The 18,255-nt window shown below is 39.0% G+C and carries 16 protein-coding genes; 5 read left to right on the top strand and 11 right to left on the bottom strand.

Going from position 1 to position 18,255, the window contains the following annotated elements; all coding sequences use genetic code 11:
• Positions 1 to 113: 113 nt before the first annotated feature.
• Positions 114 to 302, bottom strand: a complete 189-nt coding sequence (locus IQ10_RS07350; protein ID WP_144449812.1) for a hypothetical protein — start codon at positions 300 to 302, stop codon at positions 114 to 116.
• Positions 303 to 763: 461 nt separating this feature from the next.
• Here IQ10_RS07350 and IQ10_RS07345 point away from each other — a divergent pair, with 461 nt between their 5' ends.
• Together IQ10_RS07345 and IQ10_RS07340 are read left to right on the top strand one after the other, a co-directional pair.
• Complete coding sequence (locus tag IQ10_RS07345) at positions 764 to 2,026, top strand: L-lactate MFS transporter (RefSeq protein WP_144449811.1); 1,263 nt, start codon at positions 764 to 766, stop codon at positions 2,024 to 2,026.
• A gap of 283 nt (positions 2,027 to 2,309) precedes the next feature.
• On the top strand, positions 2,310 to 3,035 hold the full coding sequence (locus IQ10_RS07340) for a DsbA family oxidoreductase (protein ID WP_144449810.1): 726 nt from the start codon (positions 2,310 to 2,312) through the stop codon (positions 3,033 to 3,035).
• 46 nt (positions 3,036 to 3,081) lie between these two features.
• Here IQ10_RS07340 and IQ10_RS07335 read toward each other — a convergent pair whose 3' ends face one another.
• From IQ10_RS07335 to IQ10_RS07325, 3 genes are all read right to left on the bottom strand, one after another.
• Positions 3,082 to 4,209, bottom strand: coding sequence for an NAD(P)/FAD-dependent oxidoreductase (locus tag IQ10_RS07335; protein ID WP_144449809.1), 1,128 nt, complete (start codon positions 4,207 to 4,209; stop codon positions 3,082 to 3,084).
• A 112-nt stretch (positions 4,210 to 4,321) separates the two neighbouring features.
• Positions 4,322 to 4,999: a DUF2306 domain-containing protein gene (locus IQ10_RS07330; protein ID WP_144449808.1), complete on the bottom strand. Its 678-nt coding sequence runs from the start codon at positions 4,997 to 4,999 to the stop codon at positions 4,322 to 4,324.
• 20 nt (positions 5,000 to 5,019) lie between these two features.
• Entirely contained in the window at positions 5,020 to 5,559 is a 540-nt protein-coding gene (locus IQ10_RS07325) for a DUF1648 domain-containing protein (RefSeq protein ID WP_158640010.1), read from the bottom strand.
• A gap of 336 nt (positions 5,560 to 5,895) precedes the next feature.
• On the opposite strand from IQ10_RS07325, the gene IQ10_RS07320 reads away from it, so the two are divergent.
• The 3 genes from IQ10_RS07320 (at position 5,896) to IQ10_RS07310 (ending at position 9,973) form a co-directional block, all read left to right on the top strand.
• Positions 5,896 to 8,034 (top strand): ATP-dependent Clp protease ATP-binding subunit, encoded by a 2,139-nt coding sequence (locus tag IQ10_RS07320; RefSeq protein ID WP_144449806.1) that lies wholly within the window; start codon positions 5,896 to 5,898, stop codon positions 8,032 to 8,034.
• 163 nt (positions 8,035 to 8,197) lie between these two features.
• Positions 8,198 to 8,584 (top strand): hypothetical protein, encoded by a 387-nt coding sequence (locus IQ10_RS07315; protein WP_144449805.1) that lies wholly within the window; start codon positions 8,198 to 8,200, stop codon positions 8,582 to 8,584.
• 273 nt (positions 8,585 to 8,857) lie between these two features.
• Complete coding sequence (locus IQ10_RS07310; protein ID WP_144449804.1) at positions 8,858 to 9,973, top strand: glycosyl hydrolase family 18 protein; 1,116 nt, start codon at positions 8,858 to 8,860, stop codon at positions 9,971 to 9,973.
• 159 nt (positions 9,974 to 10,132) lie between these two features.
• Here IQ10_RS07310 and IQ10_RS07305 read toward each other — a convergent pair whose 3' ends face one another.
• The 7 genes from IQ10_RS07305 to IQ10_RS07275 form a co-directional block, all read right to left on the bottom strand.
• The gene (locus IQ10_RS07305; protein WP_144449803.1) at positions 10,133 to 10,603 is read right to left on the bottom strand and encodes a (2Fe-2S)-binding protein; all 471 of its coding nucleotides are present in this window, start codon (positions 10,601 to 10,603) and stop codon (positions 10,133 to 10,135) included.
• Positions 10,604 to 11,479 (bottom strand): FAD binding domain-containing protein, encoded by an 876-nt coding sequence (locus tag IQ10_RS07300; protein ID WP_144449802.1) that lies wholly within the window; start codon positions 11,477 to 11,479, stop codon positions 10,604 to 10,606.
• A 19-nt stretch (positions 11,480 to 11,498) separates the two neighbouring features.
• Positions 11,499 to 13,910, bottom strand: coding sequence for a xanthine dehydrogenase family protein molybdopterin-binding subunit (locus IQ10_RS07295; protein ID WP_144449801.1), 2,412 nt, complete (start codon positions 13,908 to 13,910; stop codon positions 11,499 to 11,501).
• A complete protein-coding gene (locus IQ10_RS07290; RefSeq protein ID WP_277877950.1) occupies positions 13,867 to 14,487 on the bottom strand; it encodes a nucleotidyltransferase family protein in 621 nt (206 codons plus the stop codon). The genes IQ10_RS07295 and IQ10_RS07290 overlap by 44 nt, the downstream gene beginning before the upstream one ends.
• A 20-nt stretch (positions 14,488 to 14,507) precedes the next feature.
• On the bottom strand, positions 14,508 to 15,614 hold the full coding sequence (locus IQ10_RS07285; RefSeq protein WP_242009778.1) for an XdhC family protein: 1,107 nt from the start codon (positions 15,612 to 15,614) through the stop codon (positions 14,508 to 14,510).
• A gap of 144 nt (positions 15,615 to 15,758) precedes the next feature.
• On the bottom strand, positions 15,759 to 17,054 hold the full coding sequence (locus IQ10_RS07280; RefSeq protein WP_144449799.1) for a benzoate/H(+) symporter BenE family transporter: 1,296 nt from the start codon (positions 17,052 to 17,054) through the stop codon (positions 15,759 to 15,761).
• A 290-nt stretch (positions 17,055 to 17,344) separates the two neighbouring features.
• Positions 17,345 to 18,115: a helix-turn-helix transcriptional regulator gene (locus tag IQ10_RS07275; RefSeq protein WP_144449798.1), complete on the bottom strand. Its 771-nt coding sequence runs from the start codon at positions 18,113 to 18,115 to the stop codon at positions 17,345 to 17,347.
• Positions 18,116 to 18,255: the final 140 nt, after the last annotated feature.

The following is an 18,255-nucleotide window of genomic DNA, read 5'->3' as shown; positions in this document are numbered from 1 at the left end:
GTTATCTATTTGTCTACGCTTTTATCTCTTGATCACTTAAGGCGCTTGTCCTATTTGAGATTCTATAGGTATGTCCTACACAAGTCTCTGTCAATAAATAGAATGTTAGATGTTTACTCATTTGTTCCTTTACAGCCTTTTCTCATTTGTAGAGATAGTTGTTGTAAGTGTTCTGGTATCTTATTTGGCTTGTTGCAGTTGTTACAATAGACATGGCTTGCTATCCAAAAGTACTCCCTCATGATGTATTCCCCGATCGGTTTAGGCATTCCACAATGATCACAGAACATGAGATAGTCCATTCTGTTACCTCCTCTCTTCAAAATTATTTTATTTCTAAAAAGGTAGCTAATCTATTTGATTTACATCATTTCCTAGTTAGTTCGATCCATTGTTTATTTTTATAGTTTATGCGGTTAAATAATTAAAAATTCTGATTATAGATGATTTGTATGCTTTTACTATTTCTACAAAGAAGCATGGTTCATTTCTTTATTTATATTCAAGCTTGGTTGAGTTGGTTAGGGCATTAAAATAATTACGCTAAAAGGCTCTTGCATAAAAATGTCGTGCCACTTAGTATCGCACCTTCATTTCGATTGTACTAAATAGAAAATTATTTTAAAATTAAAAACCATTAAACTTAATAGATTAGTTTGATTTTTCGAATATTTAATTGTATTCTTAGATTATGAAGTTTTTGTGACATCAGATATCAGATAAGTATTAACGAAATTTCTTGTTATAAGAAGGGAGAATGAATATGGGAACTACTAAGAACAGATGGTTGATAGCGCTTTCAGCCGTTGCGATCCACCTTTCAATTGGTGCTGCATACGCTTACAGTGTCTACACAAACCCCATCAGTGAAGCAATTGGTTGGGAACCAACTCAAATTACAATAGCGTTCACAATAATGATGGCGCTCGCAGGAACATCAGCTGCTTTCTTTGGAAGTTTTGTTGAACGAAATGGTCCACGAAAATCAGCGATCTTAGCTGCTATTTTATTTGGTTTAGGTCAAGTTGGTTCTGGTTTAGCCGTTTTAATTGACTCACTTCCTCTATTTTTGATTACTTATGGGTTAATGAGTGGGATGGGACTTGGTTTAGGATACATATCACCTGTTTCAACACTTGTAAAGTGGTTCCCTGACCGGAGAGGTTTAGCAACAGGAATGGCGGTATTCGGTTTTGGAGCTGGCGCTCTAATCACAGCACCAATTGCTGCATCACTTATGTCATCAATTGGTATTTCAAATACGTTCTTCATTTTAGGCGGAAGTTATTTTATTATCATGATCCTTGGAGCTTCTTATATCGCACCTCCACCAGAAGGTTGGATGCCTGCTGGAATGAAGAAAGATATTGCATCTGGTAAAAAAGTGGTAAAAAAAGATTTGGCGCAATTAACAGCGAAAGAAGCAGTAAAAACAAGACGCTTCTGGTTGCTTTGGGGAATGATGCTCATTAATACGACTACAGGGATAATGGTTATTTCTGTTGCATCTCCAATGGCTCAAGAGATGGTTGGATTATCAGTTGCTGGCGCTGCCACAATGGTAGGAATTATGGGTATTTTGAATGGCAGTGGTCGTCTGGGATGGGCAGCAATCTCTGACTACATTGGTCGCCCAACTGTATTCATGATTTTCTTTGTTATTCAAATAGTAGCGTTCTTGTTACTTCCTAACGTTACAAACGTTTTATTATTCCAAGCGCTTATTTTAATCGTTATTTCCTGTTATGGAGGCGGATTTTCCAATCTTCCTGCATTCATTGGGGATATTTTCGGCACAAAACAACTTGGTGCGATTCACGGTTATCTTCTTACAACGTGGTCACTTGGCGGTGTCCTAGGGCCAATGATTGTATCCCAAATCAGAGATACAACAGGGAGCTACATTCCTGTGTTCAATATTTTTGTAGGATTAATTGTATTCGCTTTCATTTTATCAATTTTAATTCGTTTAGATATTAAAAGAATCGAAAAACAACAAAAAGAACATAAGACACAGGTCGCTTAAGATATCTTCACTATAACTATCGATTTAAAAAGACCGACTAGTCGTTATATTAGATTGTCTAAAAGCATTACCCAAGCAGTTGTTACTTTTCTAAATGCTTGTGGTAATGCTTTTTTATCTAACAAAAAAGCCAGCTCCAATGAGAACTGACCTTGTTATATCGTAAGTTAGTTTATGCCGCATCATTGTTTCCTAATATAACTTTCTCTCTCAAGCCAATTATTTAGAACTCCAATCAAAAATATGGTACTGTAACGTTATCTTAACGAAAGTGGTGTGCATGATGAAAATTGAAATCTGGTCTGACTTTGTCTGTCCGTTTTGCTATATTGGAAAAAGACGTTTGGAGCAAGCTTTAGACTCATTTCCTCATAAAGATAAAGTGGAGGTTGTTTATAAAAGCTTTGAATTAAACCCTCCTGGAAGCATCGATACTTCTTTAAAAATTGATGAAGCGCTTGCTAAGAAATATGGTACGTCGATTGAAGAGGCAAAAAGAATGAACGAGAATGTTGCCCAGCAAGCAGCCACTGTCGGATTAGACTTCAAATTTGATATCGTTAGTGAAACATTCGATGCCCATCGTCTTGCGAAATTTGCAGAATCAAAAGGAAAAGCTACTGAAGTGACTGAACGACTCTTACACGCCTATTTTAGCGAGAATAAAAATGTAGGCGATCATCAGGTGTTACTAGACTTAGCTGTCGAGCTCGGATTAGATCGTGCGGAAGTAGAATCTGTTCTAAAAGGAAATGACTTCGCGAAGGACGTTCGTATTGATGAAGCAGAAGCTAAAGAGATCGGTGTACGAGGTGTACCTTTCTTTGTCATCAATCAGAAATATGCGATTTCTGGAGCTCAACCTCCAGAAACATTTAGTAGTGCTCTACAACAAGTTTGGGAAGAAGAATCTCAAAAAAAGACGCTACAACCACTTGCACAAAGTAATGAAGACGGTGCATTTTGTGCTGAAGATGGTTGCGAAGTGCCTAGTCAACATAAAGAATAAGACACAACAAGTGCCCTTACTTGCGAAAAAAGTAAGGGCACTTCTTTTATTCATTTAACTCTTTTACCGCACGAGCCACATCATATAGCTCGAGATCAATTTCGATTGGCTTTCCAAGAGCAAGCTTTGCAAGTTCGGCTCCAATATAAGGTCCCACTGTTAAACCTGAAGAACCGAGACCATTCGCAAGCAAGAGTCCTTGAACGTTTGGTACTGCTCCAATAATCGGCAAAAATTCTGGGGCAACTGGCCTGAAGCCTACCTTTGTTTCAAGTACCGTGCTATTTGCTAAGCCTGGGGCAATTTCAAATGCCTTATCAAAGATTTCATGTATGCCTCCAGCTGTCACGCGGTCATCAAAGCCGACTCCATTTTCATGAGTCGCCCCTACTACCACTCGACCGTTATCGAATGCGATCACATACTGGCTCGTTGGTGACATCACGACAGGCCAAGTCTTTGTGTTCGTCTCAGGCAATTCCAAATGCACTATTTGCGCTTTTTGTGGCTCTATTAAAAAATTGATACCAAGTGGTTGCAGCAACTCCTTTGCCCAAGCTCCTGCTGTCACAATAACTTGATCAGCAAGGGTTGTTTTCCCATCAGTCTTAACCCCTGTTACATGATTTCCTGAATAGGTTAGCTCGGCACTTGCTTGAATGTATGTTGCTCCGTTTCTTTTGGCAGCATTAATCAAAGCAAGACGAAGTGCTCTCCCGTTCACACGAGCACCTCCACTCACATGAACAGAACCATACTCCTCTGCCAGTGGTGGAAACAGCGCCTGCGTTTCAGCAGGAGACAATCTCGTAATCTGGCCGATCTCTGGTGCATCTTCACGTCGCTTTTTAGCACGTTCCTCCATCTTATCTAGTTTTTTCGGATCAGAATGAAGACTGAGTACACCGACTTTTGCATAGCCCGTGTCGGTTTCCCCTTCCGCTTCTAATTCCTCGATTAATGTTGGATAATATCTTGCTCCACCTTTTGCTAAGCTGTACCAAGCTTTATTCCGACGCTGAGAAAGCCACGGACAGACAATGCCCGCTGCGGCATCAGTTGCTTGCCCGTGGTCTGCCCGATCAATTAACGTTACATCTGCTCCTGCCTTTGCAAGATGATACGCAGTAGATGCGCCAAGAATCCCCGCTCCAATTACAATAAATCTATTCACGCATAACACCTTTTCTCATCTAAAATTGTTTTACTTAACCATTTTACAGGGTGATTCATACATACTCAATCAAGACTCGGATGAAAGTATACTATCTCCGAGTTATTTTTTCTCATTTAAATTTCTTCGTATAGTAGCAAGTGAACGCAATAATCATAGGGACAATGATAATCGTTGGAATAAACCAAAGAACGGGATGCACACTCTCAACATCAATAAGCTGAGGTGCACCAAACACAGTAAAAGCAGTAATTGTTGCAATGCTGCAGCTTAACATCCCTACAAGATGCTCAATCCACCATTGCTTCTTCATTTTCGGAATTCGCAACCAGTACCAAAGATGAGACGCACCGAGAAAGATTCCTACAAGTGGAAACCACGCTAATAATGGAAAATCGATCAGATGTCCGTAAATAACCATTCCTATTCCACCTAAAAGTAAAAATAGTGGAATAAGTAAATCAATTATAACTCGGTGTGGATGTTTCCTGCGTTTAAAATGGAGAACTCTTATTCCGTACCACGCAGTCGATCCACTTAGCAATCCAATAAAAATGAGAAACCACGAGAATGCAATCACTGTTTGATCACTTATTGAATCAAAAAAGATACGATAGACTCCCATATAAAAAGCGCTTATACTGACAACTACCATCGAAATCGTGTACACCCACCCTATACCTCTATGGACTCCCCCACCTTTTCTTGTCACAACGGGAATCCAAAAGGTGAATAGCGCTAAAAAGCCCGCTATTATATGAATAATCCGTATACCATCAAAAACAAGCATGCTTCCACCTCTCCTTCTCATTAACTATTTTCAGCTTTTGCAGTCTGGTAGATCTTCCAAGTGTAATAACATGAAATCACTACAAGAACGATTGTGATATAGAGCGGCATCAACCCTAGCCCTTGTTGATTTTCCAATGCTGTTTGGATCGTTCCGTAGATTATATAAAAGAATAGGAAACTAACACATACGTTTACAATTGCCAACATTCGGGCCGAAAGTTTTCGAACGACCTCTGCCTGTTCACTAGTAAGCTGATCTTTATTAACAAAAGGAATGTTCACAAAAGCAATTGCGTCTTTTGCACTTTCGTTTGAGATAAAAACAAAGTAATTTAATAGAAAAAGCATAAGCAAGATAAAACCTTTTAAAATCAAAAAAACAATTAGCATCCCCTTCCCACTCCATGCATCAGGATCGCCTATTGCATTAAAATGTCTTGGAATTTCATCTGGTAATGTTCCATAATTCATTGCAACATAACTGATTGTTAGGATTAATAAGGAAAAAGATAGTACATCAATGAAGGGTGAGTAAAACTTACTTATTTTATTCCACACATGATCACATCCTTGCCAAAATGATTTAAACATTAAATGCCTATTCTCATTTTACATGAAATAAGTTTGACTATTTCTCTTTTCTGAGTCAGTTAAGTACATAGTTGTTTCTGTTGTTGATCTTCTTTCGATAACCTGCGTATTAATAGCAATAAAATCCTCCCAAAAAAATTTTTAAACAAAACACTTGAAAGTCAAAAAAGGTCAAAGTATAATAAACTCATAAAGGTCAAAGATAGTCAAAGTCAAACATTAACCTTTGACTGATAAACAAATAATAGCGTTGCAGTTCCTTATTTCTATTAGGTCCTAATTATTTCGAGGAGGTTATGAGAAATGAAATGTCAAAACTGTCAACAACGAGAAGCGAATGTGAACGTAAATTTCCAATTCAATCATAAAAAACAACAATTACACTTATGCCATCCATGCTTTGAACAATTACAAGCTGAGCATAAAATTCCTACTGGATTTGGAGGTGGATTTTCACATATGTCACCATTCGATGATTTATTCAAACAGCTTGCAGGCCAGCATATGGCTGCACAGCAACAAGGATTCCAATCCGCAAAACCGCAACAAGGTGGAAATCGCGGCGGTGGCTTCTTAGATCAATATGGTCGTAACCTAACGAATGCTGCTAAGGCTGGGTTAATTGATCCAGTAATCGGACGTGATGAGGAAGTTGCGCGCGTCATTGAAATTTTAAACCGTCGTAACAAAAACAACCCCGTTTTAATCGGGGAACCTGGTGTCGGTAAAACAGCAATTGTAGAAGGACTAGCTTTAAAAATTACGGAAGGTGCAGTCCCTTCTAAACTATTAAATAAAGAAGTGTATTTACTAGATGTTGCTTCCTTAGTCGCAAACACTGGTATTCGTGGTCAATTTGAGGAACGTATGCAACAGTTAATTGCCGAGCTGCAACAACGTAAAAATGTAATTTTATTTATCGATGAAATTCACTTATTAGTTGGAGCTGGTTCAGCGGAAGGTTCGATGGATGCTGGGAACATCTTGAAACCAGCGCTTGCACGCGGTGAACTTCAAGTCGTTGGAGCGACAACATTAAAAGAGTATCGCTCGATTGAAAAAGATGCAGCGCTTGAGCGTCGCTTCCAGCCAGTAACAGTTCATGAGCCAGCTGTTGATAAAGCAATGGAAATCTTAAAAGGCATTCAAAGCAAATACGAAAATTACCATAATGTTCGCTATACAGATGAGGCGATTAAAGCGTGTGTAACGTTATCGCATCGCTACATTCAAGATCGTTTCTTACCAGATAAAGCGATTGATCTACTTGATGAAGCTGGTTCAAAAATGAATCTTCAAGCTGGTGTGACAAGTCATGATGAGATTGAGAAACGCTTAGCTACTATCTCTGCTGAAAAAGATAAAGCATTAAAAGAAGAAAACTATGAAATCGCGGCTAAACTTCGTGATGAAGAAGCAACGCTTGAAAAACGTCTACAAAATAAAGAAGACAAAAAAGCTGTCGTTGATGTGGAGCACATTCAAAGCATTATTGAAAAGAAAACAGGCATCCCTGTTGGTAAGCTTCAAGCTAATGATTCAGCGAAAATGAAAAACCTAGCTGACCATTTAGCAGGTAAAGTAATTGGCCAAAGTGAAGCGGTCAAAAAAGTAGCCAAAGCAATTCGTCGCTCTCGTGCTGGTCTTAAGGCAAAGCATCGCCCAATTGGTTCCTTCTTATTTGTCGGACCAACTGGTGTCGGTAAAACAGAATTAACGAAAACATTAGCCGAAGAAATGTTTGGCTCAAAAGACGCAATGGTTCGTCTTGATATGAGTGAATATATGGAGAAACATGCCGTCTCAAAATTAATTGGTTCTCCTCCTGGCTATGTCGGTCATAATGAAGCAGGACAATTGACAGAGAAAGTGCGTCGTAATCCTTATTCAATCATCTTACTTGATGAAATCGAAAAGGCACATCCAGATGTTCAACATATGTTCTTGCAAATTTTAGAGGATGGTCGTCTAACGGACAGCCAAGGACGTACAGTAAGCTTTAAAGACACTGTTATTATTATGACAAGTAACGCAGGTGTCGGCGAGAAGAAAAAGACAGTTGGATTTGGGGCAGAAAATGAAGGAACACAACCATCTGTGCTTGACTCCTTATCTTCTTACTTTAAGCCTGAATTCTTGAACCGCTTTGATGCGATTATTGAATTCAATCACTTAGAAAAAGACGATTTAGTTAAAATTGTTGACTTAATGCTTAACGATTTACAAGAAACATTAGCAGAGCAAAACATTACAATGACCGTTTCACAAGAAGCGAAAGAAAAATTAGCCGAGCTTGGCTATCACCCAGCTTTTGGTGCGCGTCCGCTTCGCCGCGTGATTCAAGAACAACTTGAAGACCGCGTAACGGATTTGATTTTAGATCACGAAGAAGTGACGTCAGTAAATATCATTGTTGAAAATGATGACATTGTTGTCAGATAATCATGAGGAGGACCGAGCGATGATTGCTCGGTCTTTTTTTATTTTAAAGGCTCTTTCACTATTTTCATCTAGAAATTTTAGGCACTGGCCCTGTCACTCCGTGTTTTTATACATAAGGTATAAGGTGTTTATCCCTATAAAAAACGTAAAGGAGTGCCACCTGATGAACCCGCAATATTTCTATCAAGGCTATGTCCCGCAACAAATTGACTATTCCATGTATGATCATTATTATCCGTATGTCCAACAGGAACATCTGCATCAGCAGCAACCAGACCAAGAGGAGTTTATGAGACAGCCACCCCAATCTATTGAACGAAGAGTAAATCAACTCGAAAGACAAAATGAGCGGCAAATAGCAGAGCTTACTCGTCAAAATCAAGAAATCAGACGAATTAATGAAGAAATCAACCGAATTAATCAGGAGGTTATTCGCCTGAATCGAAATGATGAAATTCATACAGGACGATTGAATCGTTTAAATCGTAGACTCCGCCAAGTAGAAAATAGATTAGGTATCCCATTTTCTGGGGCAGAGGATGGGTTTTAATAGAAAGTAACACTTTTGGCTGCTTCCAAAAAAATGTATACCACCTTTTGGGAGACAGCCTATTTTCTGTGTGAAAGTTGGTTCGTTTCTAGTTGGATAAAATAAGAATAATGCTTTTTCATTCTAGGTTGAGAGCAGCAACTCATGAAAGTCCTCAAGTATGTTCATCCCTCGAAAACATCAAATCTATTCCTGCTCCTCCTCCCATTTCCAGTAGGCACTCAGCTCTTCTCATAGTATTCTAATAAAATAATATTTGATAAGGAGAATGCTATGAGATATGTAAAAATACTCCCTATCCTTTTTGCTTTTCTACTCGTTTTTAGTAGTTTTATTATTCTAGTAGAAAAAGAACCTAAGAAGAATGATGAAAGTAGCGAAAGTAACAACGAGGAAAAAGTCATTCAACCTGAACAAGCCGTTGAAGTTTCTCATAAAGAGTTGATGAACCTCGGTTACTTTACGCAATATTGGGATCAAGATGTCACCTCATCTAATTCATTGCAAAACAACCATCAGTATATGAATCAAATCGCGATCGCAACCTATCACGTAACAGCAAATGGAACAATTGACGGTTTTAATCCACAGGAAAGCATTGATTTTGCCAATAAAAAAGGATTAAAAACGTATGCCACGATTCAAAACCAATTTGATTCAGATGTAGCAAATCGTATTCTCTCAGATGCTCACTTGAGAAAAACAACGATTGATTCGATGTTGCAGTTGGTTAAAACAAATGGTTATACAGGATTAAATATTAATTTTGAAAATATGTATGCAAACGATCGAGAGAATTTCAATCAATTTATTAAAGAAGTTGTTAAGGTATTCCACGAACATCATTACCCTGTTATCGTTTCTGTTCCAGCCAAAACAGGAGATTTTCCTGATTGGGAATGGAGCGGTACATTTGAATACAAAACATTAGGTGAAGTGGCCGACTATATTCAGTTAATGTCTTATGACCAACACGGTACTTGGGGTGAACCTGGATCAGTAGCTGGGGTCAATTGGGTGGAAAATGTCCTGCAATATGCCACGAGCAAGATTCCTTCTGAAAAGATTTTAATCGGTTTACCTGCTTATGGGTATGATTGGAATCTAAATAACAGCGATGAAAATAAGGCTGTTTCTTGGAAAGAGGTTGAGACATTAATCGAGAAAACAGGTGCAGAAGTGCAGTGGGACTCCGCCTCCAAAAGCCCATATTTTCATTACATTGCTGATAATGGGGACAAGCATACAGTTTGGTTTGAAAATGAAGCAAGTATTAAGAACAAAACAGAGCTTGTTCACAAATACAAACTAGCTGGCACATCGATGTGGAGAATGGGACTTGAGGATGAGAGTTTTTGGAGGACTGTGCAGGAGGGTTTGGATAAATAACAAATATACAAGAAGGGCAGTATGAATTCTAATCATCTTTTTATCTATTAAGAATAACTTCCTTTTTTCCAATCAATACATTTATAAAAAAAGCGTCAGTTCCATTAGTAGTATTTTCCTACTACAAGAACTAACGCTTTTTATTATACGATTAACCCTTCACCCACGATCCTTCGCCGTTTGCTCAATCGCTTTGATAATACCATCATATCCTGTGCATCTGCATAAATGCCCTGATAGCATGTCTTTGATGTCTTCAGTAGAAGGTTGTTCATTCTGCTCAAGAAACTCTTTTGTGGACATGAGAATTCCCGCCGTACAAAAACCGCATTGGAGACCATGATGTTTAATGAAATTTTCTTGGAGGTCAGTTAGTTCCTCCCCTTGTTTTAGTCCCTCAACGGTAGTGAGTTCGCCCCCGTCAACTTGAACAGCAAACATCAAGCAGCTTCTTACAGCAGTTCCATTAACCATCACCGTACATGCACCGCATACGCCGTGCTCACAGCCAACATGTGTACCTGTTAAGCCGCAAGTCTCTCGAATAAAGTCACTGAGAAGCATGCGAGGTTCAGCTTCTTCATGATAAACGTCTTCATTTATCGTTACTTGAATTTTTTGGCGTTCCATTTATATGACCCCCTTTGCCTTGGAGTACGCTTCATTAATCACTCGTTTTGTTAAGATTTTAGCCAAATGTGTGCGATACTCGGCCGAGGCATGCAGATCAGATTCTGGATCGATTACATCTACGACAGCTTCTGTTATTTGCTCTAAGAGAGAGTCTGTCACCTTTTCTCCTTTGAGAATCTCCTCAGCTTCTTCTACTAATAATGGTATTGCCTCAACTCCACCGAGTGTTAAACGGATTGATTCAAGGTTTTCGTTATCATCTATCGTCATCACACAGGCTGCTGCAACGATGCCAAAATCACCATGCCGTCTCGCTATTTCAGCAAAAGCATATCCAACTCTACCTTCCATGATCGGAATTTGGATCTCCGTTAGAATTTCATTAGGCATCATATCCGTAGTTAAATACGTAATGAAAAAGTCTTCTGCTTCGACAACCCTCACTTCATCACTCGATGATATGTGTAATGTCCCTTTTAGGGCTAGCAAAGCAAGTGGTAACTCTGCAGTAGGGTCGGCATGGACAAGGCTTCCACCAATCGTTCCTCTGTTTCTTGTTTGAACATGGCCAATGTGCGGAATAGAGTCAGCCAATAATCCGCAATTTTCACGAATTATGTCTGATGTTTCGACGATCCTTTGTCTTGTTAACGCTCCAATTTTGATCATACTATCTTCTTTCTTAATATAATGTAAGTCTTCTAGATTATTAATATCAATTAAGGCCTCAGGTGTTGCTAGTCGCATGTTCATAATTGGCACGAGACTTTGTCCGCCAGCAATAATCTTCCCGTTCTCTCCTAGCTCTTCTAACAAGCTCAATGCTTCGTTTAATGTATTGGGCTTATAATAGTCAAACTTTGCGGGTTTCATTCACACTCCTCCCCCTTTCTCATTTCGTTTCCTTGACCTGCTCTAGCAGTTGATAGATTTTATTTGGCGTTAGCGGTAATCGATCTATCATGATGTTATATGGTTTTAATGCATCGCTGACGGCATTTGCGATGACTACAGGTGCACTCATTGTGTTCCCTTCACCTAACCCTTTTGCACCAAGTGGTGTAATCGGTGATGGCGTTTCAATATGTTTAATCGTTACTGGAGGCATTTCTGGTGCAGTTGGGCATAAATAATCCATAAATGATCCCGTCAAAAATTGCCCTTTTTGATCATAAGCAAGCTCTTCGTACAAGGCTCCACCAAGCCCGTGCGCTAATCCGCCAAATATTTGACCATCTACGATTAAAGGATTCAATAGTTTTCCTGCATCATGGACAGTCACATAATCGATAATGTTAATTTCATACGTATCTGGATCAATTTCTACTGTCACCATATCAGCTACAAACCCATACGTAACCGATGAATTGATTAAATCATTTTCATCTGGCGGCTCAGCGATTTTAGCTGTATAGTAGTATGTTTCATAGATTCCTGGCTCTAGTCCTTCAGGAAGTGCAAGTGGATTCCAATGAGACAGTCCAGCAATCCGTTTTACCGATACTTTATTAGAAGCATCATGTTTATCAACAAAATGTCCATCAATTAGTTCTAAGTCGCTTTCATCTACACTAAACTGGTGGGCTGCAATCTTAAACAATTTATCGCGTACTTTATGAGCAGCATAAAATACGGCACTTGAGCCGAGTGACGCAAAACGACTCGAATAGCTCCCAGAGGCAATCGACCATGCACTCGTTGACGTATCAAGTTCAGCTACAACGTTAATCTGCTCTCTTGGAATATTTAACACATCAGCTACAATTTGAGCTGCTACTGTTTCATGTCCTTGCCCTGATGGTGTTGTGCTAATTCTGACATTTACACTTCCAAGTGGGTCCATCGAAATCGTGGCTGCTTCGGCACAGCCTGATTTAGGCAGTGACTTAGCTCTTTCTTCTGGCGTTAATGCAATCGTAATGTATCCCATATTTGACCCAGATGGTTCGACAATACAGGCGAGACCTACACCAAATAACTTCCCCTTCTCACGAGCTTTCTTTTGTTTTTCTTTAAACTGTTCGTACATCCCCGTATCTAATACTAATCCGAATGCTTTTTCATAATCACCACTGTCATACACACCACCAGAAGCCGTTGTATAGGGGAACTGCTCTTTCTTCACTAAGTTTCTTCTAATCACATCAGCATGATCGATTCCAAGTTCATCCGCGACTATTTGCATGATTCGCTCTAATGGAAAGTAAAGCTCTTGCCCACCATAGCCTCGAATTAAACCAGTTGGTGATTTATTGGTCATAATTGCGTACGCATCAATTGCTAAATTCGGAATATCATATGCACCAGTAGAATTCGCATGGGTGCGGTATAAACAAGCTGGTTCTGGTGCTCGAATATATGCACCTACATTATCAATTAATTTCATTTTGCAGCCTAAAACTTTTCCATCATTTTGAACAGCCATTTCAATATAGGTCACCCTGTCTGTTCCACTTGAACTTGAAGAAAGATGCTCCTGCCTGTCTTCAATCCATTTAACAGGGCAACCAGCTAGTTTACTCGTAATCGCACAAAGGACAATATATGGAAAAATTCCCGCTTTGATTCCGTAGCTTCCTCCAATATCTTTTGGCACAATGATACGTAATCGATTACTCGGAATTTGTAAAGCTTGTGCCATAACCGCTTGAATAATGAATGGCCCATGGAAATTAGCGTGAACCGTATATTGATCCATCCCTTCGTCATAATTGGCGACGACTCCATACGTTTCAACTGGGGTAGCTGAATATTTAGGGAAATGAAATTTGTGCTTAATGATCCGATCTGCTTCCTCAAACGCTTTATCGACTTCACCATAATGGAATGTACGGTGATTGGCGATATTATTTCCTATATTTTCATGCAAAACAGGTGCATCTGCTTCTAATGAATATTCAATATCGACCACTGGCTTCAGTGCTTCATAGGTCACTTTAACAAAGTCCATCGCATCTTCTGCAATGTAACGATCTTTTGCAACAATAATCGCGACTGGCTCACCTACGTAACGGACTTTATCAATGGCAAGCGGATAATATTTGACAGGCGCACTTACCCCGACGCCAAATGGCTTGAGATACGGTTCAATATCCTTACCTGTAATGACTTTTTTGACACCTTGGATTTCCTCTGCTTTTGATATATCAATGGAAACAATCTTTGCATGAGGATACGGACTGCGCAAAATTGCCGCATGTGCCGTATTTGCCGTGACAGCTATATCATCTATATAGGTCCCTTTTCCTGTAAGCAATCGTTTATCTTCTACTCTCGTAACGGGTTGACCGATTGACTGACTCATGAGTACCCTCCTTTTCCATTACGCTTCTATAATCCTCAATCGTATCGATATCTGGAATCGGCTCTTTCTCCATTTCGATATACTTCATTTTTTCTTTATATTGTCTCAAAATATTCTTTGCACCTATATCTCCTTCAATCTCATAAAGGAGTGGCATAATCGTTCTATCAAACAAGACGGGATGACCAGGCTTCCCTAAATAAGTAGCTTGAAGAATCGGGACGTTCTTTTTTTCTTTGTAGCCTGCTAGAACTCTGTTTATTTCTCCACTTGTCATACCAGGTTGATCTCCAAGGAGAAACATGACACCAGCGACGTAATCTGGTATTTTCGCTAATCCTTTTTTGATCGAGCTTGCCATACCTAAGTGCGATTCTTCATGCAAGACGAAATGATCGACTCTGTGGTTTTGTACTTCTTGAAGTAAACCTTCTACTTTTGCATTGATGACGATGATAAAATTATCTAAATCGGAATACTTAACTTGTTGAATCACTTGACTAATGAGTGATTCATTTTTATATGGTAATAAAAGCTTTGGCGACCCCATTCTTTTTGAGTTCCCTGCCGCTAATATAATCCCCCATACTTCTTTTTTTACATTTGATATAAGAGATCACGCTCCCCTTTTAGCCTTAATCCTTTCTCTGTATCTTTTAAATGCGCAGCCGATGCATGACGGTAAACGGCGATTAATTCCGATACGATACTAAAGGCGATTTCCTCTGGTGTCTTTGCCCCAATATTTAACCCAATTGGACTATGGATTCGATCCATACGCAGCTGTTGTACCGATTTCATTGTGAGAATCGATTCTAATAATTGCACCGCTCGCCTCTTAGGACCCAATAACCCAATATAAGGAACGTTGGTTTTGAGGAGGTGTTTAAGCACCATTTGATCTTGTGAAAAATGATGACTCATAATGACAGTGAATGTATTTTCATTTAGCACCACATTTGCCATCGTTCCTGGTGGTGAACATATGAGTTGATCTGCCAAAGGGAAATTTTCTTTCGTGACAAATCCAGGACGATGATCAATTACCGTAACATGCCAACCAATTTGTTTCACCGCTTGTACGAGCGGCACCGCATCTGGTCCCGCTCCAAAAATGATTAATGCTGGAGGTGGTGCTACTTCTTCAATAAAAAGCTTCATATTTTCATCACTTACTAACCCCAGCTTCTTTCCTTCCTCGCCCTGTAGGTTCTTTTTACTAAATAAAGAAGAAACTTTCTCTTCCTTAAAATTTTTTAAAGAAACGATCCATTTTTCACCTATTAATGTTGAATCCTTCGCATCAACAATTGTTGAAACGACATGAGGAGTTGTAACCGCATACATTTTTTCGATCACTTTGCTATTCGGATCATGACCACTTGAATGATAAGGCTCTAAAAAAATCTCCATTGAACCGTTACATCCTACACCAAGCCCCCATACTTCATCACCATTATCTCGAAGATCATACTGCAGGCATTTTGTTTCACCGCTATCGATAATCTGTTTTCCATGTTCAATAATATCGTTCTCTACACATCCACCACTCAGGAGTCCAGTTAATTTACCATCCTCAGCAAGAAAGCATTTAGTACCCGCTTTTTGATAAGTAGAGCCTTCTACAGAAATGATCGTAGCAAGAACCCCTCTTAAGCCTAGTTGCTTGCACCTGTCAATTTCTTTTGAAATCGCAATGTTCAAGTCAATCCCCCCTTAGCAGGATCTTATCTTTTACTATTCTATTTTCATCGTAGTAAAAATCCGTTTATATATGTTTTAAAATTTCACTTTTACCCTTATAAATTATTATTTAGAATGGTAAGTTAAAATTCAGCGCCAATATGTTTAAGAATTCACTACTTCCTTTTCTTCTGGCTGTTCTGAGTTCACAGTAACTACTTTCATTAATGACTTAAAATCATTTCTTTCGACAATAAATGAGACAGTAACCCCAACAACTAATGCCCAGAATGGTGCACTAATTTGAAAAAGAGTGATCCCTGACAACCCGATAGCAAGTGCACAAAACGCCCCGACTTGAAATCTTTTTTCAGAAAAGGCACCTTGGAGTGCATTAATTAATACGGCAATCATCGCCAGCCCTGCAACAGCTGAAATAAGTGCGCCTGGAAGCCCCAATAAAATAGGAACAGCAATACCTGCAAATAATCCAAATGAAGCAAATAATACTCCGTCTACAATTGTTGCGGCATATCGCCCTTCCTTCTTACCTGCATTTTCTGAAGCACATAAAGCTGTCATCGGCCCTGCAATATTTGCATTATGCCCACCAAAGAATGAAGTGAGAATTCCACCTATACCAGATAGCGTAGTCATAAAATTAACAGGTGGCTTATATTTTTGAGCCAATAATGCCCCGGTAGCCTGAGCATTTTCCGCCCCAATAACAAGAATAGCTAATGGGATTGAAATCGAGAAAAAGGCGTCGAGTGAAAATACAGGAATGACTAATGCAGGCATCGCTAATCCTATCTCCACAGACTGTATTTGAAATAATCCCATCCCAAAAGCGACAACCGTTCCGACAATAAGAGCACCTAGGATAGGAGGAAATTTAGCTCTTATACCATATAACCCAAAAAACGTTACGACTGTTAATCCCACCACAATTGGAAGCTGCTCTACAGAATCAATAATACCTAATGCAAAACGAAACATCGAGCCAGCGATCATTGCTAAAATGATTGGCAGCGGAATAAATTTCATGATTTTTCCTATTGATTTTGTTACCCCTAGAATCAACACTAAAATTCCTGCCATCAAATATGCACCAGCTGCTTCATTAAGCGAAAATAAGGTTAGAGCTGATGCCATTAAAATCGCCCCTGGAATCGAGTATGCACCGTTAATTGGCATTTTGTAATGAAGTGCCAGTAAGATACTAAATATACCTCCAATAAAATAAACCGCGAATAACCATGATACCGTCTGTTCCATTGTTAGGCCACCAGCCTCGGCAGCCCCAATAATAATCATAGCTGGGCCTGTCATGCCAAATATAGCCGCAATCGTACCCGTTGTGATCGTCTGACTGTTTAAATGTTTCGGGAAGTCTTTTAACCCTGATTTTATGCCTGGTGCTTGAACTTCATCGAATCGATTCCTACCTTTTTCGTTCATTTCACTCGCTCCATTCTCTCGTCATATTGAAATGATTTTGCAAAAATGATGAATTCTGCAGCTATGGAAGCTTATTAACAAATTGACATAAATCATCATCCTCTTTCTACAAATATAAATTTCAGAAAATTTAGTCTTATTACTTGTTCTTTTATACTAGTTGTTTTTTTACTTCGCGAGTTTTAAATTTCGATTTTACTATTTTTAAATATTTTCTCGTTACCATTACCTTGCTCTATTTTCGCAAAAGAAAGGAGAGAGCCTCAACGCTAGACTCTCTCCTCATCACACTACCCTATTCCTTTTTTATTTCGTTTCCAATAAAATTTTTCCCGGTATTCAGTTGGAGTTCTGCCCTCTATTCGTTTAAATGTTGTCGCAAAATAGCCAGAATTTTTAAAGCCTGTATTGTTTGCAATGACATCAATAGGTAAAGAAGACATTCGCAGCATCCCCTTCGCTTTTTGTACACGTATCGAGGCGAGATATTCAACAAACGTCGTATTTGTTTCTTCTTTAAATAATTTACTAAAATAGGACGGACTTAAATAAACAAGATCCGCAAGATGTTTTAAAGTTAATGGCTCATTGTAATGTAATTGAATATAGTGAATCGCACTTTCAATTGGCTTGCGCAAATCGTTTGAAAACTCTTCTGTTTGTCTAATCGCTTGATTGACCTCTTTACTTAATGAAGGATCTAATATTCTTTCAAACGTGTTTAAGAGTACATCGCGAAGGAGCGGCTTTAAGAGGTAGGCAGCAAATCCAGCATTGATCGCTTCCTGAGCTAGTTCAAACATTTTTATTTGAGTCACGACGATAATCGGTAAATCAGGATATAGCTCTAACGCCATTCGACCGAAATCTAAACCGTCCATATCAGGCAAAGATAAATCTAAAATGAGCGCACTTGGCTGAGACTGTTTGAGTAACGTCAACCCTCTTTGCGCAAAGCTTGATTCATAAATAGAAAGAAAATTATATTGGCTGGTTTCTACTAGAGAACGAATTTCATTACGAGTCTCTTTATCTGAATCGACAATCAACAACTCAGCCACAAAAATCCCTCCCTTAAAAGTTGGTTAGTTGGTTAGTTTCTAGTTGGAAAGAAAAAATTTAGGCTTATTCATAGCATAGACTTATGAAAGTTCCTAAAACAAGAAAACGTTTACATTATTATCCATTAAAACATGTGATA

This window comes from Halalkalibacter nanhaiisediminis (genome assembly GCF_007830185.1).
Lineage (GTDB): Bacteria > Bacillota > Bacilli > Bacillales > Bacillaceae_D > Halalkalibacter > Halalkalibacter nanhaiisediminis.
This window is presented reverse-complemented; position numbering and strand designations above follow the sequence as displayed.